The 15,890-nt window shown below is 44.3% G+C and carries 19 protein-coding genes and 3 tRNA genes; 14 read left to right on the forward strand and 8 right to left on the reverse strand.

What is annotated here, in order from left to right:
* Positions 1–155: 155 nt before the first annotated feature.
* Positions 156–344: a superinfection immunity protein gene (locus ICN44_RS06475; protein WP_216263202.1), complete on the reverse strand. Its 189-nt coding sequence runs from the start codon at positions 342–344 to the stop codon at positions 156–158.
* Positions 345–455: 111 nt separating this feature from the next.
* Between ICN44_RS06475 and ICN44_RS06480 the strand changes: the two genes are divergently transcribed.
* The 4 genes from ICN44_RS06480 to ftsB are packed head-to-tail and all read left to right on the forward strand — an operon-like array spanning position 456 to position 4,644.
* Positions 456–2,117: a CTP synthase gene (locus tag ICN44_RS06480; protein WP_216263203.1), complete on the forward strand. Its 1,662-nt coding sequence runs from the start codon at positions 456–458 to the stop codon at positions 2,115–2,117.
* Positions 2,118–2,126: 9 nt separating this feature from the next.
* On the forward strand, positions 2,127–2,990 hold the full coding sequence (gene kdsA / locus ICN44_RS06485; RefSeq protein WP_216263204.1) for a 3-deoxy-8-phosphooctulonate synthase: 864 nt from the start codon (positions 2,127–2,129) through the stop codon (positions 2,988–2,990).
* Between the two features lie 41 nt (positions 2,991–3,031).
* Positions 3,032–4,318, forward strand: coding sequence for a phosphopyruvate hydratase (gene eno, locus ICN44_RS06490; protein WP_072582415.1), 1,287 nt, complete (start codon positions 3,032–3,034; stop codon positions 4,316–4,318).
* A gap of 20 nt (positions 4,319–4,338) precedes the next feature.
* Positions 4,339–4,644 carry a cell division protein FtsB gene (ftsB, locus tag ICN44_RS06495; RefSeq protein WP_216263205.1) on the forward strand — a complete coding sequence of 102 codons (306 nt, stop codon included), beginning with the start codon at positions 4,339–4,341 and terminating at the stop codon, positions 4,642–4,644.
* A 4-nt stretch (positions 4,645–4,648) separates the two neighbouring features.
* Here ftsB and ICN44_RS06500 read toward each other — a convergent pair whose 3' ends face one another.
* Entirely contained in the window at positions 4,649–5,614 is a 966-nt protein-coding gene (locus ICN44_RS06500; protein ID WP_216263206.1) for an Hsp33 family molecular chaperone HslO, read from the reverse strand.
* Positions 5,615–5,679: 65 nt separating this feature from the next.
* On the opposite strand from ICN44_RS06500, the gene gltX reads away from it, so the two are divergent.
* The 4 genes from gltX (at position 5,680) to ICN44_RS06520 (ending at position 7,468) form a co-directional block, all read left to right on the forward strand.
* Positions 5,680–7,077 (forward strand): glutamate--tRNA ligase, encoded by a 1,398-nt coding sequence (gltX, locus tag ICN44_RS06505; RefSeq protein WP_216263207.1) that lies wholly within the window; start codon positions 5,680–5,682, stop codon positions 7,075–7,077.
* Positions 7,078–7,155: 78 nt separating this feature from the next.
* A tRNA-Ala gene (locus ICN44_RS06510) sits at positions 7,156–7,231 on the forward strand.
* A gap of 32 nt (positions 7,232–7,263) precedes the next feature.
* Positions 7,264–7,339: transfer RNA gene (locus ICN44_RS06515), tRNA-Glu, on the forward strand.
* Positions 7,340–7,391: 52 nt separating this feature from the next.
* A tRNA-Asp gene (locus ICN44_RS06520) sits at positions 7,392–7,468 on the forward strand.
* A gap of 83 nt (positions 7,469–7,551) precedes the next feature.
* Here ICN44_RS06520 and ICN44_RS06525 read toward each other — a convergent pair.
* The 3 genes from ICN44_RS06525 to ICN44_RS06535 are packed head-to-tail and all read right to left on the reverse strand — an operon-like array spanning position 7,552 to position 10,200.
* Positions 7,552–8,079, reverse strand: a complete 528-nt coding sequence (locus ICN44_RS06525) for a hypothetical protein (protein ID WP_216263208.1) — start codon at positions 8,077–8,079, stop codon at positions 7,552–7,554.
* Between the two features lie 9 nt (positions 8,080–8,088).
* Positions 8,089–9,318: a TolC family protein gene (locus tag ICN44_RS06530; protein ID WP_216263209.1), complete on the reverse strand. Its 1,230-nt coding sequence runs from the start codon at positions 9,316–9,318 to the stop codon at positions 8,089–8,091.
* Between the two features lie 3 nt (positions 9,319–9,321).
* Positions 9,322–10,200: a carboxylesterase gene (locus tag ICN44_RS06535; protein WP_216263210.1), complete on the reverse strand. Its 879-nt coding sequence runs from the start codon at positions 10,198–10,200 to the stop codon at positions 9,322–9,324.
* A 41-nt stretch (positions 10,201–10,241) separates the two neighbouring features.
* On the opposite strand from ICN44_RS06535, the gene ICN44_RS06540 reads away from it, so the two are divergent.
* Positions 10,242–10,703 carry a DUF4118 domain-containing protein gene (locus tag ICN44_RS06540; RefSeq protein WP_216263211.1) on the forward strand — a complete coding sequence of 154 codons (462 nt, stop codon included), beginning with the start codon at positions 10,242–10,244 and terminating at the stop codon, positions 10,701–10,703.
* 151 nt (positions 10,704–10,854) lie between these two features.
* On the opposite strand, the gene ICN44_RS06545 is transcribed toward ICN44_RS06540, so the two are convergent.
* A complete protein-coding gene (locus ICN44_RS06545; protein ID WP_216263212.1) occupies positions 10,855–11,019 on the reverse strand; it encodes a hypothetical protein in 165 nt (54 codons plus the stop codon).
* A 39-nt stretch (positions 11,020–11,058) separates the two neighbouring features.
* Positions 11,059–11,667: a hypothetical protein gene (locus tag ICN44_RS06550; protein WP_216263213.1), complete on the reverse strand. Its 609-nt coding sequence runs from the start codon at positions 11,665–11,667 to the stop codon at positions 11,059–11,061.
* Between the two features lie 162 nt (positions 11,668–11,829).
* Between ICN44_RS06550 and hyi the strand changes: the two genes are divergently transcribed.
* The 5 genes from hyi to ICN44_RS06575 all read left to right on the forward strand — a co-directional run bounded on the left by hyi (position 11,830) and on the right by ICN44_RS06575 (position 15,768).
* A complete protein-coding gene (hyi, locus tag ICN44_RS06555; RefSeq protein WP_216263214.1) occupies positions 11,830–12,609 on the forward strand; it encodes a hydroxypyruvate isomerase in 780 nt (259 codons plus the stop codon).
* A gap of 15 nt (positions 12,610–12,624) precedes the next feature.
* The gene (glxR, locus tag ICN44_RS06560) at positions 12,625–13,524 is read left to right on the forward strand and encodes a 2-hydroxy-3-oxopropionate reductase (RefSeq protein WP_216860470.1); all 900 of its coding nucleotides are present in this window, start codon (positions 12,625–12,627) and stop codon (positions 13,522–13,524) included.
* Between the two features lie 8 nt (positions 13,525–13,532).
* On the forward strand, positions 13,533–14,117 hold the full coding sequence (locus ICN44_RS06565) for a YqiA/YcfP family alpha/beta fold hydrolase (RefSeq protein ID WP_216263215.1): 585 nt from the start codon (positions 13,533–13,535) through the stop codon (positions 14,115–14,117).
* Between the two features lie 83 nt (positions 14,118–14,200).
* Complete coding sequence (locus ICN44_RS06570) at positions 14,201–14,770, forward strand: HNH endonuclease (protein WP_370624875.1); 570 nt, start codon at positions 14,201–14,203, stop codon at positions 14,768–14,770.
* A gap of 254 nt (positions 14,771–15,024) precedes the next feature.
* Positions 15,025–15,768 (forward strand): DUF3108 domain-containing protein, encoded by a 744-nt coding sequence (locus ICN44_RS06575; protein ID WP_370624876.1) that lies wholly within the window; start codon positions 15,025–15,027, stop codon positions 15,766–15,768.
* A gap of 9 nt (positions 15,769–15,777) precedes the next feature.
* Here ICN44_RS06575 and ICN44_RS06580 read toward each other — a convergent pair.
* Positions 15,778–15,890: integrase core domain-containing protein (locus ICN44_RS06580; RefSeq protein ID WP_216262962.1), on the reverse strand; the 113-nt coding region annotated here is incomplete at its 5' end.

Consider the following 15,890-nt stretch of genomic DNA (forward strand, 5'->3'; position numbering starts at 1 on the left):
AAGGTGATCAATAGAAAGACCAAATGGGAATTCTCTCCCGTTTTGCCAAATTATAGTTGCTAAATTAAGTCTTATATAAGAGTTTAAACCCTAAAAAGGAGGCAATATTGCCAAAATCAGGACCTTATTTGGGTCTATGACCTAAAAAAGGGCAATTACACAACTCGCTCTTCTTTGAGGGCCCAAACCAGTGCAATTACCCAGCCAATCAGGGACCATCCTAAAAACAGGTTTAAGGCAAAAATAGCCCCTGTATTTGCCCTTTTTTTGTGAAATGCAATGGCAAAAGGGAGGAAATAAAAGAGGGAGAGAATAGTGATTAATATCGCAAATAAAAGGCGCATAGGTAATAAATTATTAGATTTGGGTAGATAAGATCCTATATTAACGATTTTGAAATTCCCCCGCCCCTGATGGCTATCGTTATAATTACTTTTTCCAACAGAGCTTAAGCGATGACCAAATACGTTTTTGTCACTGGTGGTGTGGTTTCTTCTTTAGGGAAAGGAATCGCAGCTGCCTCGCTTGCCGCGATTCTTGAATCCCGCGGTCTGAAAGTCACCCTCCTAAAATTAGACCCTTATATCAACGTTGACCCGGGCACTATGAGCCCACTCCAGCACGGAGAGGTTTTTGTAACTGAAGATGGTGCAGAGACAGACTTGGACTTGGGTCACTATGAGCGCTTTGTTTCTGCAAAGATGCGCAAAAGTAATAATTTCACCACTGGTCAGATTTATGAGTCAGTTATCAGCAAAGAGCGTCGCGGTGAATATCTTGGAAAAACAGTCCAAGTTATTCCGCACATTACAAATGAAATCCAAGCTTTTGTAGAGCGTGGCGCTAAAGCCAGTCATGATGGCAAAGCAGATGTTGCTATTTGCGAAATCGGCGGCACCGTTGGTGATATCGAATCACTTCCGTTCCTAGAGGCCGCAAGACAGATGAGCTTGCGACTACCTTTGCATGATTGCGCTTTTGTTCATTTGACTCTCGTCCCTTATATCCATAGCGCCGGCGAGTTAAAAACTAAACCAACGCAACACTCTGTTCAGAAGCTTCGTGAAATTGGCATCATGCCGACAGTATTGCTCTGCCGTGCTGACCGACCAATTCCTGAAGATGAGCGTGCAAAGATTTCTTTATTCTCAAATGTTCGTGAAGAAGCGGTAATCTCAGTTTGGGATGTAGATACGATTTACAAGATTCCTGAAATGCTCCAAGCCCAAGGTATGGATGATTTAATTTGCCGTCAACTAGATCTCAAAGCCAAGCCAGCAGATCTTTCTGTTTGGGCTAATCTTGTTTATGAAATGGCAAACCCACAACATGAAGTGACCATTGGCATGGTTGGCAAGTATGTGGAGCTAACGGAGTCATACAAATCACTGATTGAGGCTTTGCGTCACGCCGGCATTCATACGCATACTCGCGTCAATATTAATTACATTGATTCCGAAGTCATTGAAAAAGATGGTATCGGATGCCTACAAAATCTCGACGCTATCCTGGTTCCCGGTGGCTTTGGTAAACGTGGCACTGAAGGCAAAATTGCAGCCATTCGTTATGCGCGTGAAAACAATGTTCCTTACTTGGGAATTTGTTTGGGTATGCAATTGGCTGTGATTGAATTTGCACGCCATGTAGCGAACCTCACTAAAGCAAATAGCACCGAATTTGATCCTCAGTCTGAACAGCCTGTTGTTGCCCTGATAACCGAATGGTTGGACAGAGAAGGGCGAGTAGAGAAGCGCACTAACGACTCTGATTTGGGAGGCACTATGCGTCTTGGGTCGCAACGCTGTCCAGTTAAAGCTGGAACCTTAGCCTATCGCATTTACGGTCCTGAGGTAAATGAGCGTCATCGTCATCGTTATGAAGTAAACAATACCTACGTACCTCAGCTGGAGAAATCTGGTTTGATTATTTCAGCTAGAACCCCTAATGAAGAGTTGCCGGAGATGATGGAATTACCAACCTCTATGCATCCTTGGTTCTTCGGTGTGCAGTTTCACCCTGAATTTACTTCAACACCACGGGATGGGCACCCTTTGTTCTCAGCCTTTATTGGCGCTGCACTTGAGCACCAAAAAGCCGCTGAAAAGCAGGCTGCATAAAGGAAGAATATGAGCGCATTTAAGTTGTGTGGCTTTGACGTTGGTCTAAATCAACGTTTCTTTTTAATTGCTGGTCCTTGTGTCATTGAGTCAGAGCAATCTGCTATTGATATTGCGGGTCAATTAAAAGAAATTACTTCTGCTCTAAAGATTCCATTTATCTACAAGTCATCCTTTGATAAAGCCAATCGTTCATCAGGAACGTCTTTCCGTGGTTTAGGTATGGATAAGGGCTTGGAGATTTTGGCTAAGGTTAAAAAGCAAGTTAATGTTCCGGTGCTTACGGATGTTCATGACATCAGCGAAATTACTGCCGTAGCTAGCGTTGTAGATGTATTGCAGACCCCAGCTTTTTTATGCAGACAAACCGACTTCATTCGCGCCTGCGCTCAAAGTGGCAAGCCGGTGAATTTTAAAAAGGGCCAGTTTCTTTCGCCGCATGAGATGTTGAATGTTATTGAGAAGGCTCGAGTAGCTGCTGCAGAAAAAAATCTTCCAGATCAATTTATGGTTTGCGAACGTGGCGCCTCCTTTGGCTACAACAACCTGGTTTCAGATATGCGTAGCTTGGCAATTCTGCGGGAATCTAATGCGCCAGTAGTATTTGATGCTACTCATTCAGTTCAATTGCCTGGGGGTCAAGGCACCTCTAGCGGCGGTCAACGTGAATTCGTACCCGTTTTGGCGCGTGCTGCTGTAGCAGTGGGCATTAGCGGCCTATTTATGGAAACCCATCCTGATCCAGCAAAAGCGCTATCCGATGGACCGAATGCTGTTCCTTTGGATCGCATGAAAGATCTACTTGAATCACTAGTAGCTATCGACGGGGCCGTTAAATCGTCCGGAAGTTTTTTAGAAGACAGCTTTAAGTAAATTATTACAACCCATTTCATATTGTTTTAAGGAGAAGGTGCATGAGCGCCATTGTTGACATCATCGGTAGAGAAGTTCTGGATTCACGTGGTAACCCAACGGTTGAGTGCGATGTTTTGCTTGAGTCAGGCGTTATGGGTCGTGCGGCTGTGCCTTCTGGAGCTTCCACAGGATCTCGTGAGGCAATTGAGTTGCGCGATGGGGATAAGTCACGTTACCTGGGTAAAGGCGTCCTCAAGGCTGTTCAAAACATCAATATTGAGATTGCAGAATCCATTCTTGGACTTGATGCTAGTGAACAAGCTTTTCTTGATCGCACTCTGATTGAATTAGATGGCACTCATAACAAAGCACGCTTAGGTGCTAATGCAACGCTTGCGGTTTCTATGGCTGTTGCTAGAGCTGCAGCTGAAGAAGCGGGCCTGCCTTTATATCGTTATTTTGGCGGATCTGGCGGTATGCAGTTGCCAGTACCTATGATGAATATCGTGAATGGCGGTGCTCATGCCAATAACAGTTTGGACATTCAAGAATTCATGGTGATGCCAGTTGGCGCCGAAAACTTCCGTGACGCACTCCGTTGTGGTGCAGAGATTTTCCATGAGCTCAAAAAGATCTTAGGTGCTCAAGGTATGCCAACTACCGTTGGTGATGAGGGTGGTTTTGCACCAAACTTCAAGAGTAATCACGAATGCTTGCAGACCATCATGAAAGCAATTGAAGGAGCCGGCTATACGGCAGGCGAAGATGTTCTGTTGGCCCTAGATTGCGCTGCTAGTGAGTTCTACAAAGATGGCAAATATCACTTGTCAGGCGAAGGTCTCCAATTAAGCTCAAGCGAGTTCTCTGACTACCTTGGTAACTTGACAGACCAATTCCCAATTGTTTCGATTGAGGATGGTATGCATGAAGGTGATTGGGATGGTTGGGCTGACATTACCAAAAAGCTTGGCAAGAAAATTCAATTGGTTGGTGATGATTTGTTTGTTACAAACACCCGTATCCTCCAAGAGGGAATAGACAAAGGCATTGCCAACTCTATTCTGATTAAGATTAATCAGATTGGTACTTTGACAGAAACGTTTGCTGCTATTGAGATGGCTAAGCGCGCAAACTACACTGCTGTGATTTCCCATCGCTCTGGCGAGACCGAAGACAGCACCATTGCAGATATTGCTGTTGGCACTAACGCAGGTCAAATTAAAACCGGTTCTTTATCTCGCTCCGATCGCATTGCTAAATATAACCAGCTGTTGCGTATAGAGGAAGATCTGGGTGATGTGGCAACTTATCCAGGTAAATCTGTTTTCTATAACCTCAAACGCTAACTCAGAGTTCTTAATAGCTTATGCGGATTGTCATCTACTCTATGCTGGTATTGCTCATTGCAATCCAGTACCCACTTTGGCTGGGTAAGGGTGGATGGTTAAAGGTTTACGAAATGGAGCGACAAGTAGAGCTTCAAGAGGCTAAAAATAGTCTCTTGGCTCTTCGTAATGTTAAGTTATCTGGCGATGTTAAAGATCTGAAGGATGGCACTCGAGCTATTGAAGAGCGTGCTCGTGTTGAGCATGGCTTAATTAAGGAAGGTGAGTTTTTCGTGCAAATCTTGCCGACAGATAAAATATCAAACACCCAAGCTACCAAACAGTAATATTTTAATGCCCGCTGGATGGGGGTCTTGTGGCATCACTCAGTAAATCAGTTTTAAATACCTGCAGGCAATCAACCGCATCAAAGCGGTATGGTTTTGCACAGAAATCACAGACGGTTTCCACGGCTCCTTGCTCCGCAAGAATGCTTTGAACCTCTTCTTCACCAAGCATTCGCAAGATATCCGCAACCTTAGTTCGAGAACATCTGCAAGCAAAACGAATGGGGCGAGCAGGGAAGCTGCGTACACCGTTTTCGGCGGACTCTTCTAAAAATAAACGCCTCAAAATAGTCTCTGGTGCAAGCGTTAACAGCTCTTCATCAGTAATTGTTTCACCAAGCGTTTGGATACGTGACCAGCCTTCAGAGGCAACCTGCGGATCTAGATGTGCATGACCCCCAGAATTTGGTAAGCGCTGTAGCAATAAGCCGCCAACATGGGTATCGCTGGAAGCAAGCCAAATGCGCGTATCCAATTGTTCGGAGTTTTGCATATACAGGGCTATAGCCTCTGCAGCGCTGGTGACCGGCTTAATGACTGCTCCTTGATGATCTTGTAGCGCTACGATACCTTGGTAGGGGGCTTGTCCCGGTTCACGGTCAGCCGGATCTAAGGTGATCACCAATCTTCCGCTGCCACTCACATCCAGTAGATCGGCCAAGGTTGCGTTGGGCATTATTTCAGAGGGGTCTACTGAAAGCTTGACTGTAGCCCTCATGGACAAATCAGACTTACATTCCACAACCAGCAGCTGAATAGGACCCTTGCTTTGCGCTTGAATAATGAGGGTTCCATCAAATTTAAGGCTGGCACTTAGAAGGGTGGCTGCACCAACGAAGTCGCCCAGTATCCGACGGACGGCAGGGGGGTCATTACGACGCTCTAGAACAGCCTGCCAGGCACTTCCAATTGACACAATTTCCCCGCGAACTGGGGCGCCATCGCACATAAAGACTAGTAATTCATTCATAGGGCAAAGTATCCACTTTTTTTCGGTTTTAGTCTCAGTAAGCCCGACCTGAGATAATACGATTTATGCATATTCGTACACGTTTCGCCCCAAGTCCCACGGGCTTTATTCATCTGGGAAATCTTCGCAGCGCTCTTTATCCGTGGGCTTTTGCGCGCCACAATAAGGGTGACTTCATTCTTCGTATTGAAGATACTGACCTTGAGCGCTCATCACAGGAAGCAGTTGACGTCATTATCGAAGGAATGGCGTGGCTTGGCCTCGATTTGGATGAAGGTCCAATCTATCAGATGCAGCGTATTGATCGATACCGTGAAGTAGTAAAACAAATGTTGGATTCTGGATTGGCCTATCCCTGCTACATGAGCGAAGAAGAGCTCAATAAACTCCGTGATCAGCAAATGGCAAGTAAAGAAAAGCCTCGCTATAACGGACTTTGGAGACCTGAGCCTGGCAAAACATTGCCGCCCGTTCCCGAAGGTGTAAGCCCAGTAATCCGCTTTAAGAATCCAATTGGCGGGTCAGTCATTTGGAATGACGCTGTCAAAGGTCAAATAGAAATTAGCAATGATGAGTTGGATGATTTGGTTATTGCTAGGCCAGACGGAACACCTACCTACAACTTTTGCGTGGTGATTGATGACATGGATATGAACATCACCCACGTCATTAGAGGTGATGACCACGTCAATAACACCCCAAGACAAATTAACATCATGAGGGCCCTTGGCGGATCCCCGCCTGTTTATGCCCATCTGCCAACCGTGCTTAATGACGCCGGTGAAAAAATGAGTAAGCGTAATGGCGCAATGAGTGTGAGAGATTATCAAAGAGCAGGTTACCTTCCTGATGCAATCCTGAATTACCTTGCAAGACTTGGCTGGTCTCATGGGGATGCCGAGGTATTTACAAAGGAACAGTTTGTAAATTGGTTTGATTTAGAAAGTTTAGGGCGCTCACCAGCGCAACATAATCCAGAAAAATTACTTTGGCTAAATCATCAATATATTCAGAATTCCGATCCAGTAAAACTAGCAGCTGCTACTAAGCCATTTGCACATGAGATGGGTATGGATACCGAAGCTGGCCCAGACTTTGTTCAGGTGGTTAGCCTATTAAAAGATCGAGCCAATACCCTGATTGAGATTGCCGAAGGTGCAAAGCTTTTTTATTTGCCGGCACCCAATTTAACTGCTGATCAAATTAAGGAAAATATTGCCGAAGCCGTTATGCCTGCCTTAAAAGATTTGGTTGAAGCTATTTCAACCGCTGAACCGACTAAAGAAGCTTATGCAGCTGTTTTTAAGCAAATATTGGCAAAGTACCAAATCAAAATGCCGGCACTAGCAATGCCCGTTAGATACGCATTATTTGCCACCACACAGACCCCAGCGATTGATTCTGTACTGGTTGTGTTGGGCAAGGATGAGGCTGTCAAAAGGCTTTCTAAGGTGGTCCAATAGAGAATTTGCGCACCTGCACAAAAATAGGATAAAATCTTGGATTGTTTTGAGTGTCTTGTAGTTTTATCGCGGGATTTCGGGGGTATAGCTCAGCTGGGAGAGCGCTTGCATGGCATGCAAGAGGTCAGCGGTTCGATCCCGCTTATCTCCACCAAGCATTTAAAATAGTTTTATGTAGTAGTCCAGGTCCCCATCGTCTAGAGGCCTAGGACATCACCCTTTCACGGTGAGTACGGGGGTTCGAATCCCCCTGGGGACGCCAGATTCTTCTGGTAGAAGTAAAGTTGTATGATGTTGTGTTACGCGATGTATTTGGAGCGGTAGTTCAGTTGGTTAGAATATCGGCCTGTCACGCCGAGGGTCGCGGGTTCGAGTCCCGTCCGTTCCGCCAAGACAATTAAAAGCCCCCTTAATCGGGGGCTTTTTCTATTTTTAATATTATTTTTATTGGATTTTTACCCACAAAGCAATTAATTACTTAGACGCGGTGGGGGCGGGTGCAATGTAGTTTGAATTTAAATCAGTAGGCCCACCAAAGTTAACTCCTGCTCCCACAGAGCTATTGATGTTGCTTGATGGATAGGTGGGGTTAAATTGCATTGCTTTTGATGTCAGATTTGTAGCGCCGTTAGTAGCGTTATTAGCGCTGCTGGAGTTATTGGTGGTGCTTGGTTGTGCAGAGGTCTTTGCGCTTGTTGCACTACTAGTAGCCGGCTTAATAGTGGAGCCTGTAGTACTCATCGCGCTAGTTGCTACAGATTTCTGTGCAGCAGTTGTCTCAACGGCAATAGCCTTTTGAGTGGCAGCTTTTTGTGCAGCGGCAGCAGCCTTCTGTGCAGCTGCAGCGGCAGCAGCAGCCCTCTGTGCAGCTACAGCAGCTGCGGCTTTTTGGGCAGCGGCAACATCAACAGTGGCGGGAGTTGTTGCTGCCGTAGCAAGCAATGGGGGCAGCATGCTTAGGTAGCCAGCGGTTACATATAAAAATAGTTTGTAAAATTTCATAGGCTAACCTTAATTTAAATTAGGTATATCAAAATGACCGCTAAGACGCTTTAACAGTATGAGTGTTTTAGTATGTACTGTACGAGCATCAAAAAGCTCATATTCGGCCTCCCGCAGCTGTAAAACTGACTGAATCCCGGCTTTCTTGGGGGCTTTAGCCAAATTATAGGCAGCATTAGCCTTTTCAAGGCGTTCTTTAGCCGCTTCGTATTGCAAGTAAGTTTGATTTATCTCAGTTATGACTTTAGTTTTGGTGGCCACTAAGTTAAGCTCTTGTTCTGCAATCGAATTGGACCCAGAGATAACATCGGAGTCGATCATGAATCCGTTGCCTATAGGTATGGACAATAAAAAACTAAACGATTTTTGTGCGCCATAATCAAGCCCGCCTGTTGAGTAAGAGGGCGTTTCGGTATAGTAAATGCCAGGCAAGAAATCCATTCCTTTGCTTGCCCTAATAGCCTCTAAATTTGCGTTGGCGGAATCAATCGATGCCTTTCCTTGATGTATATCAGCCCTTTTTTCCAACCCCTCAGAAACCAGTGATTTCACATTAAAATTCTCCGGCGGCATATTAAGTGTGCCTACTGGCAATGGCAACTCTTTATCGGTGTTGCCGACAAAGCTAACTAATGTGTATGAATAATATTTGAGGTCATTACCAAGAACGCCCTGAGCAGCAATAAACTCCGCTTTATTTCTGATAGCCTCATCGGATGAAAATGCTTTGAGACGGTCGATTGCAGCTTGATAAGACTGCCATAGTAATTTAGCGCGTAAGGCATCTATGTAAGCAAAAATAGCCTGAGTTTCAACGGACTTACTCTCGGTTAACGCTTCAGCTATTTGTCGGTTTAAATCAGCTTCCGCCTGGGCTTGCCTTGCAGAGCGCTTACCCCAACCTTCAACCGTAATAGATGCGCCATAAGTATTTGATGATGGATTGGTATACCCAACATATGGCGTTTGGGTATACATACTTCCTCGTACATACGTCAAAATTGGGCTTGTATTGGGTCGGCCAGCTTGCTTTGCAACAGAGGTAGCAGAATCGGAGCTAAGCTTTTTTATCTTAATGGTTGGATTATCTAGATTTACTTCCCCAATGTAGGCAGGTAGCGCTATTGGTCTGAATTGGGTATTGCCAGAATGGAAGGGGGGGAGTGTTTGCGCTCCACATAAAGAGCTATAGAGTAATGCTAATAGGATCGGTGTAAATAATTTTGCGGATAATTGCATTGCTTAAGTCTCATTGCGGTTTTTAATGATTAAGCTAGACGTATTGAGATTTATCTCTCTTGAGATTTCTCGTTTTTTGATAGATTGCGCTATGAAGTTAATGGTTTCGTTAGCAACAATCTCGCGCTCATTATCGACAGTAATTATGTGGTACGAGTTTCCTAGCCAAATCGTACGTCTGGTCTCGGATGAAATAGATTCCAGAATCAAATCTGGATTTTTGGGGGAGGCTGTTTCATCATCAATTGCATGAATAATCAAGATATCTACAGTAACGGATGGCAACTCTTTTTTGGTTTCTTTAATTAATTTTAGGGACTCAATCAAGTGTCTTGCAGGCAAATGAGCCGCTCCAAGCTCGCTGATATTGTTACCTTCTACAGCCTTTTTTATGCGTTTTCGCATCTCTAGGTTTTTAACTCCAAAAGGGGCTGTTTCTTTGTAGTGCCAATTACGAAATCCAAGTAGATATATAGCCTTAAGAAGTGGGTAGTACCAAGGAACGGACCACCCATCAAAAATCAATACTGGCGAAAGAATGCTCAAGCTTTGAATCATTGGGTTGCGTGCTGCAACAGCCAGGGATAGGGTCGCACCCATACTAAGCCCTACAAGCGATACCGATGAATGAGTTGCCATTAAATCAGTAACAAACTGTTCCACTTCATCAATCCAGTTTTTGTATGATGTGATGCCGGTGTGTGCAGAGTAACCCTTTACGCTAGGAATTGCGTAGGTGTAGCCAGCCGCCTTAAGCAATCTGGGAATGACGCCCATTTCTAGCTCAGATCCACATAAGCCAGGCAGCAGAACAACGGCATGACCATTGTTTCCCTGTTGAAACAGAAGGCAGCGGTCCGTATTTAGCATTGGATCAGTCATTCGGCATTATTGTTTAATAGTTTGTTGTTATATTATTAACCATGAAAATTAATAACGCTAAGCGCTGGGCAAAGCCGGGTTTCGAAGGTTATTTTGCAGCCATTTGCGGGGTTTGTATTGCTTTCGCAATTAGGTATACCCTGCATCCATTTTTGCAAAGTAATTTGCCTATGACAGTTTTCATACTAAACACTATTATTATTTCGTTGTTTTATGGCTACTTACCCAGCATTTTCACAATCATCCTCTCTATTCCCCTGGCGTTCTTTTTCTTTGTTCCGCCATTTGATTCTTTTGAAATGCCAACTTCCCAGGATTCATTTGTATTTGCCTCCTACATCCTAATTGCTTTTATTGCGGTGGGGGTTGTGGAGTGGCTGCAAAGAGAGCGCTATAAAGCCACCCTTATCTACAGGGTAAGTAATAGTAATTTTCAAATGCTCAGTCAGGCTAGCTCCCACCTCAAGAAAGAGTGGGCTTCTAATCAAAAACCCTCTATTTAGCTCTAAATAGAGGGGTGCATGCGCCTCTGGTATCAAAAAACGGGTATTTGTGCCACAATCGCGAGTTAATGTACATCAGATTATTAATCTCTCTTTTTGGCCTTTGTTTATCTTTCACTGCATCAAGTGCAGGGTTAGGCTTTAATCCTTTTCAAAAGTCATTATCTCCAACGTCTCCTGGCGGCACAAACCAGAAGCCGCCCCCTGTGCCTGCTCCAGCACCAAATGTGCAGCCTAGCAAGCCGCCTGCGCCTGTTTTGACCCCCTCTGCAAAACCCGAGAAACAATCAAAAAAATAAGCTTGTATTTCCATCATCTTTGCATGATATGAAATACAAGCTAGCAAGAAATTAAACTATTTCTTAGTCGGTGTAGTAATTGATGCGGCCATAGCGTCAAAGTAAATTACTTTAACTTGCTCGCCTACATTGATGTCTGCCATAAGAGCAGGATTCTTAACGGTTACAGTAGTGATCTTCCCACTAGGCCCTTTAACGGAAACCAGTTTTTTCTCGCGATTTACTTCCACAATATCAGCGATGATGGTTGTTTTATTGGTAATCGTCTGAGATGGCTTTTCGTCAGCTTTAGATTTGGTTACCGTGTTGGTCTCAACTTTTGAGCGCACGCCATCACTTTTAGTCTTAATCAGTTCAATAGCCACAGCGAGTTCGTAATTTACACTCACTCGATCACCTTTTTTGATCTGCGCAAAGTTGGTGATATCTGGACCGGCAACAAATTTAGATTCACCTTCTTTGTTTTTAAAGGTGATAGTGCGAGTCTTCTTGTCAATCTTGACTACTTCACCTTCATATAGCTGATAGCGGTTATCTGTTACGGCGGCATCGATCACTGTTGGCTTGGCCGAACTTGATGCTGGCATAGATTGGGCAAGGGCCGCAGCAGATCCAGCAAAAAGTGTCGCAATCAGTAAGGCAATCTGAGCATATTTGGTATTCATTATTTTCCTTGTATGTAAAAGGTACTAAATTCAATCTTAGCCTATTTTTAGAGCTAAATTGGCCCATAAGGTCAGATATTTGTTGACGAGGCTTAAATAGTTATCTTTTGTTAATATCTCACATCACATTGTTTTGCTTTATTTTGTCTACAAGGAATTTAAATGCCCCAATTCGCCGCTAATCTCACCATGCTTTTTAATGAAGTGCCATTTATGGAGCGTTTTGAAAAAGCAGCGAAGTCTGGATTTCAGGCTGTGGAATTTCTTTTTCCTTATGCTTTTTCTGCAGAAGATATCAAGCAAAAGCTGGAGCAAAATAAACTTAAATTGGTTCTTCATAATTTACCTGCTGGTGATTGGGATAGGGGCGAACGCGGTATTGCCTGTTTGCCAGATCGTATTGCAGAATTTCAGGAGTGCGTTGCTATAGCTATTAAGTATGCAAAAGCGCTTGATGTTAAACAGTTAAATTGTCTAGCTGGAAAAATTCCTCCCGGTGCTGATAAAGAGTTATTGCATAAAACATTTATTTCAAACTTACGTTATGCAGCCGATGCTTTAAAAGAAGTCAATATTAAACTTCTCATTGAACCAATCAATACATTCGATATTCCAGGGTTTTATTTATCTAGAACGCAGCAGGCCTTAGATATTCTGAATGAAGTGGGCTCAGATAATTTATTTATTCAGTACGACATCTACCATGCCCAGCGCATGGAGGGTGAGCTCTGCAAAACTATAGAAACCAATCTTTCTAAAATTGCTCACATTCAATTGGCGGATAACCCCGGCAGAAATGAGCCAGGTACTGGAGAAATTAACTACCCGCATCTATTTCAATTCATCGATAGCATTGGTTATCGTGGCTGGATTGGCTGCGAGTACAAACCAGCATCCAATACTGAAGCAGGATTAGGCTGGATTAAAAATCTAAATAAATAACAATACGGAGACATTATGAGTAAGCAATTAAAGCTAGGATTTGTTGGTTTGGGAATAATGGGTGCGCCCATGGCAGGCCATTTAGTCAATGCAGGGCACGAAGTGTTTATCAACACTCGCAGCAAAGCTCCGGAAGGACTAGCGTCTTCATCTGCAGTGCAATGCTCTTCACCTCAAGAAGTTGCTAGCAAAGCCGACATTATTTTTACTATGGTCCCAGACACTCCTGATGTTGAGAAGGTGCTATTTGGTGACAAAGGAATAGCATCTGGCCTTACCAAAGGGAAGATTGTTGTTGATATGAGCTCCATATCACCAATTTCTACCAAAGAGTTTGCTAAGAAAATAAATGCATTAGGCTGCGATTACCTAGATGCTCCAGTTTCTGGCGGTGAGCTCGGTGCAAAAAATGCGACCCTCTCAATCATGGTTGGCGGAGATGAGGGTGTCTTTGAGAAAGTGAAGCCCGTATTTGAGTTGATGGGCAAAAATATTAATCTCGTGGGTGGAAATGGAGATGGTCAAACTGCTAAGGTGGCCAACCAAATCATTGTTGCCCTGAATATTGAGGCTGTAGCAGAAGCGCTCTTGTTTGCTTCTAAGGCTGGAGCAGACCCTGCAAAGGTGCGTCAGGCTTTAATGGGTGGTTTTGCAAGCTCCAAGATCTTAGAGGTGCATGGCGAAAGAATGGTTAAGCGCACTTTTGATCCCGGCTTCAGAATTGAATTACATCAAAAAGATTTAAACCTTGCCCTCAATAGCGCTAGAGCTTTGGGTGTTTCATTGCCAAATACAGCCACAGCACAGGAATTATTTAATTCATGCGCAGCTCATGGTGGTAAAGCCTGGGATCACTCAGCAATGGTGCGCGCTCTAGAGAAGCTTGCAAACTTTGAAATTGGGCAAAAGGCATAAGCACCCACATGCCTTCAACTTTAGTAGTCTATTTACATGGTTTTCGCTCCTCCCCAAGATCGAGTAAAGCGGTCTTGACGGGGGATGCAATAAAAGCCTTATCCACTGCGAATAATCCAATGGGGTGGTATTGCCCTCAATTGTTAGCTTCACCAAAGGACAGCATGGATATGGTGATACGGCATATTGAAGCATCAACACATGATCGCTTAGTAGTTATCGGCTCTTCTTTGGGTGGCTACTACACCAACTACTTGGCCGAAAAGTTTGGCTGCAAAGCCGTAGCTCTTAACCCAGCAGTTAGAGCACCGAAAGAGTTGGCGCCGCATGTTGGAATTCTGACCTCATACGACACCAATGAGCCCTACGATTTTCGTCCAGAATACATTGATGAACTAAAGGCGCTACAGGTTGAATCTATTAGCAACCCGTCGCGTTACTTTCTAATCGCCGCAAAAGGTGACGAGCTCCTAGACTGGCAGGAAATGGTTGATTTCTACAAGGGTTCAGAGCAGCTGGTGCTTGATGGGGGTGACCATGGTATTTCAGATTACCCAGTTCATTTACCCAAAGTTCTGAATTTCATCTCTTGATAGTGGATTGATTGCTACCTGCTTCTTCTGTAAGATGATCGAAACGACTGCCGCTCATTTGCGCTGTCTAGAAAGGAGAGTTTGTGCTGAGCATCTTGAAATTAGACGCAGGTGGAATTCCCCAGGGCTGGGTTAATGCAGAAGAAGCCACCAAACAATATGCTGATAGTAGCGTTTTGTGGACCTTAGGTGACCCCATTTTTCAAATGCGCGGTGGCATTTCAAGATCCACTGGTAAACAATCCATCATCGAGTTGCACTCCATCATTGCGGTAAAGGGAAGTGCCAAGATCAATCTCTTTGATGTGGTTCCCGTAATTACAAAACACAAACTGTTTAAGCGTGATCGTGGACTATGCGCTTATTGCGGTGACCCCATATACGAAAACCAAGCAGAAGCCGAGCACATCATTCCCAATAGTCGCGGCGGTAAATACAGTTGGATGAACTTGGTAATCTCCTGCAGGCCTTGCAATCAACGCAAAGGCAATCGCACTCCAGAGCAGGCCGGCATGTCCCTGTTGTATACGCCATATTTACCCAGCCTCTATGAAGACATGATTCTAAAAGGGCGCAACATTTTGGCGGACCAAATGGACTTCCTCGCAGCTAATTTGCCTAAAAATAGTCGCCTTCTAGAAGGTCTGATCTGAGCTTGAGAATAGGGTGGTGTAATTTTTTTCATCTTCCCAAGATACATTCCTTCAGAATCATTTTTGCAGCTTTGCTGCTATCGGTATTAGGACATCTCATTCTTTTTTTTGGACTCCCCTTCATCTCTTTTTCTGAACCTGCGCCAATCGCAGATGACTTAATTATTAGGACCGAGCTAAAAGTAGATCCCCCAAAGAAGATTCAAATTACAAAAGCCCCCAGGAAGATTCCAAAAAAAACTGAATCATCCAACGTGGTTGAAGACTTAAATTCAACTGCAACCGGTCAACAGGGTGGCGACTCCAATCAGGCGGGCGTAGCTTTCAAATTACCCGAGTCAGGCATCATTTATTACGACTCTTACGTGGATGGTCAAAAGTATCAAACCGGTGAGATCGATTGGAGGGTTGATGGCAATAACTATCGCCTCTATATCAATATCCCGTATGCATTTGTTGGCCCATTTGTTTTTGAATCTCGTGGCTCGGTTGATTCCTATGGAATAGCCCCAATTCTCTATTGGTCACAACGGGGCACAAAAACCCCTCGTTATTCACGCTTCGATCGAAATGAAAGTGGGCGAGGGCAGATGTTCTTCTCCGAGAAACCTGAGTTCACCCCTGAAATATTGCCTGGAACCCAAGATCGTTTCAGCCTAATGTTCCAGCTGGCCTCATTATTGAATGGAGATAGCAAGTTGGATGAAGCGGGGGCTATTCGGCAAATACCGGTGGTTGACTACAACACCCTAGAGATGTGGAACTTTAAAAGCTATGGTGAGGTAACTTCAGAGGATATACCCAGCCTAGGCAAGGCTGTAAATCGTCATTACGCCTTAATGCAACGAGAAAACGACCCATACAAGCGCCAGGTAGACATCTGGCTTGCAAAAGACCTTGAGTGGCTACCAGGGCGAATTCGTTCTCAAGAATCGAATGGAAGGGTACTTGAGCTGGTTTTCAAGCAAAAGAACCCTATTGCAAGTGTAGTAATGTAGTATCCCCCGTCAATCCGACATTCCTAAAGTGTTGTTTTCTGCCTGTGCTCGATAGTCTCTAGGCGATATTCTGCCAAGAGAGCTGTGCGGTCTTTCTTCGTTGTAAATCGTGATCCAGTTTT

Origin of the sequence: Polynucleobacter sp. JS-Fieb-80-E5, from assembly GCF_018882015.1 — a bacterium.
Lineage (GTDB): Bacteria > Pseudomonadota > Gammaproteobacteria > Burkholderiales > Burkholderiaceae > Polynucleobacter.

Excerpts from the sequence above, each read along its gene's own strand:
- ICN44_RS06475 (WP_216263202.1), bottom strand. The coding sequence starts at position 344 with ATGCGCCTTTTATTTGCGATATTAATCACTATTCTCTCCCTCTTTTAT.
- ICN44_RS06480 (WP_216263203.1), top strand. The coding sequence starts at position 456 with ATGACCAAATACGTTTTTGTCACTGGTGGTGTGGTTTCTTCTTTAGGG.
- kdsA (WP_216263204.1), top strand. The coding sequence starts at position 2,127 with ATGAGCGCATTTAAGTTGTGTGGCTTTGACGTTGGTCTAAATCAACGT.
- eno (WP_072582415.1), top strand. The coding sequence starts at position 3,032 with ATGAGCGCCATTGTTGACATCATCGGTAGAGAAGTTCTGGATTCACGT.
- ftsB (WP_216263205.1), top strand. The coding sequence starts at position 4,339 with ATGCGGATTGTCATCTACTCTATGCTGGTATTGCTCATTGCAATCCAG.
- ICN44_RS06500 (WP_216263206.1), bottom strand. The coding sequence starts at position 5,614 with ATGAATGAATTACTAGTCTTTATGTGCGATGGCGCCCCAGTTCGCGGG.
- gltX (WP_216263207.1), top strand. The coding sequence starts at position 5,680 with ATGCATATTCGTACACGTTTCGCCCCAAGTCCCACGGGCTTTATTCAT.
- ICN44_RS06525 (WP_216263208.1), bottom strand. The coding sequence starts at position 8,079 with ATGAAATTTTACAAACTATTTTTATATGTAACCGCTGGCTACCTAAGC.
- ICN44_RS06530 (WP_216263209.1), bottom strand. The coding sequence starts at position 9,318 with ATGCAATTATCCGCAAAATTATTTACACCGATCCTATTAGCATTACTC.
- ICN44_RS06535 (WP_216263210.1), bottom strand. The coding sequence starts at position 10,200 with ATGACTGATCCAATGCTAAATACGGACCGCTGCCTTCTGTTTCAACAG.
- ICN44_RS06540 (WP_216263211.1), top strand. The coding sequence starts at position 10,242 with ATGAAAATTAATAACGCTAAGCGCTGGGCAAAGCCGGGTTTCGAAGGT.
- ICN44_RS06545 (WP_216263212.1), bottom strand. The coding sequence starts at position 11,019 with ATGATGGAAATACAAGCTTATTTTTTTGATTGTTTCTCGGGTTTTGCA.
- ICN44_RS06550 (WP_216263213.1), bottom strand. The coding sequence starts at position 11,667 with ATGAATACCAAATATGCTCAGATTGCCTTACTGATTGCGACACTTTTT.
- hyi (WP_216263214.1), top strand. The coding sequence starts at position 11,830 with ATGCCCCAATTCGCCGCTAATCTCACCATGCTTTTTAATGAAGTGCCA.
- glxR (WP_216860470.1), top strand. The coding sequence starts at position 12,625 with ATGAGTAAGCAATTAAAGCTAGGATTTGTTGGTTTGGGAATAATGGGT.
- ICN44_RS06565 (WP_216263215.1), top strand. The coding sequence starts at position 13,533 with ATGCCTTCAACTTTAGTAGTCTATTTACATGGTTTTCGCTCCTCCCCA.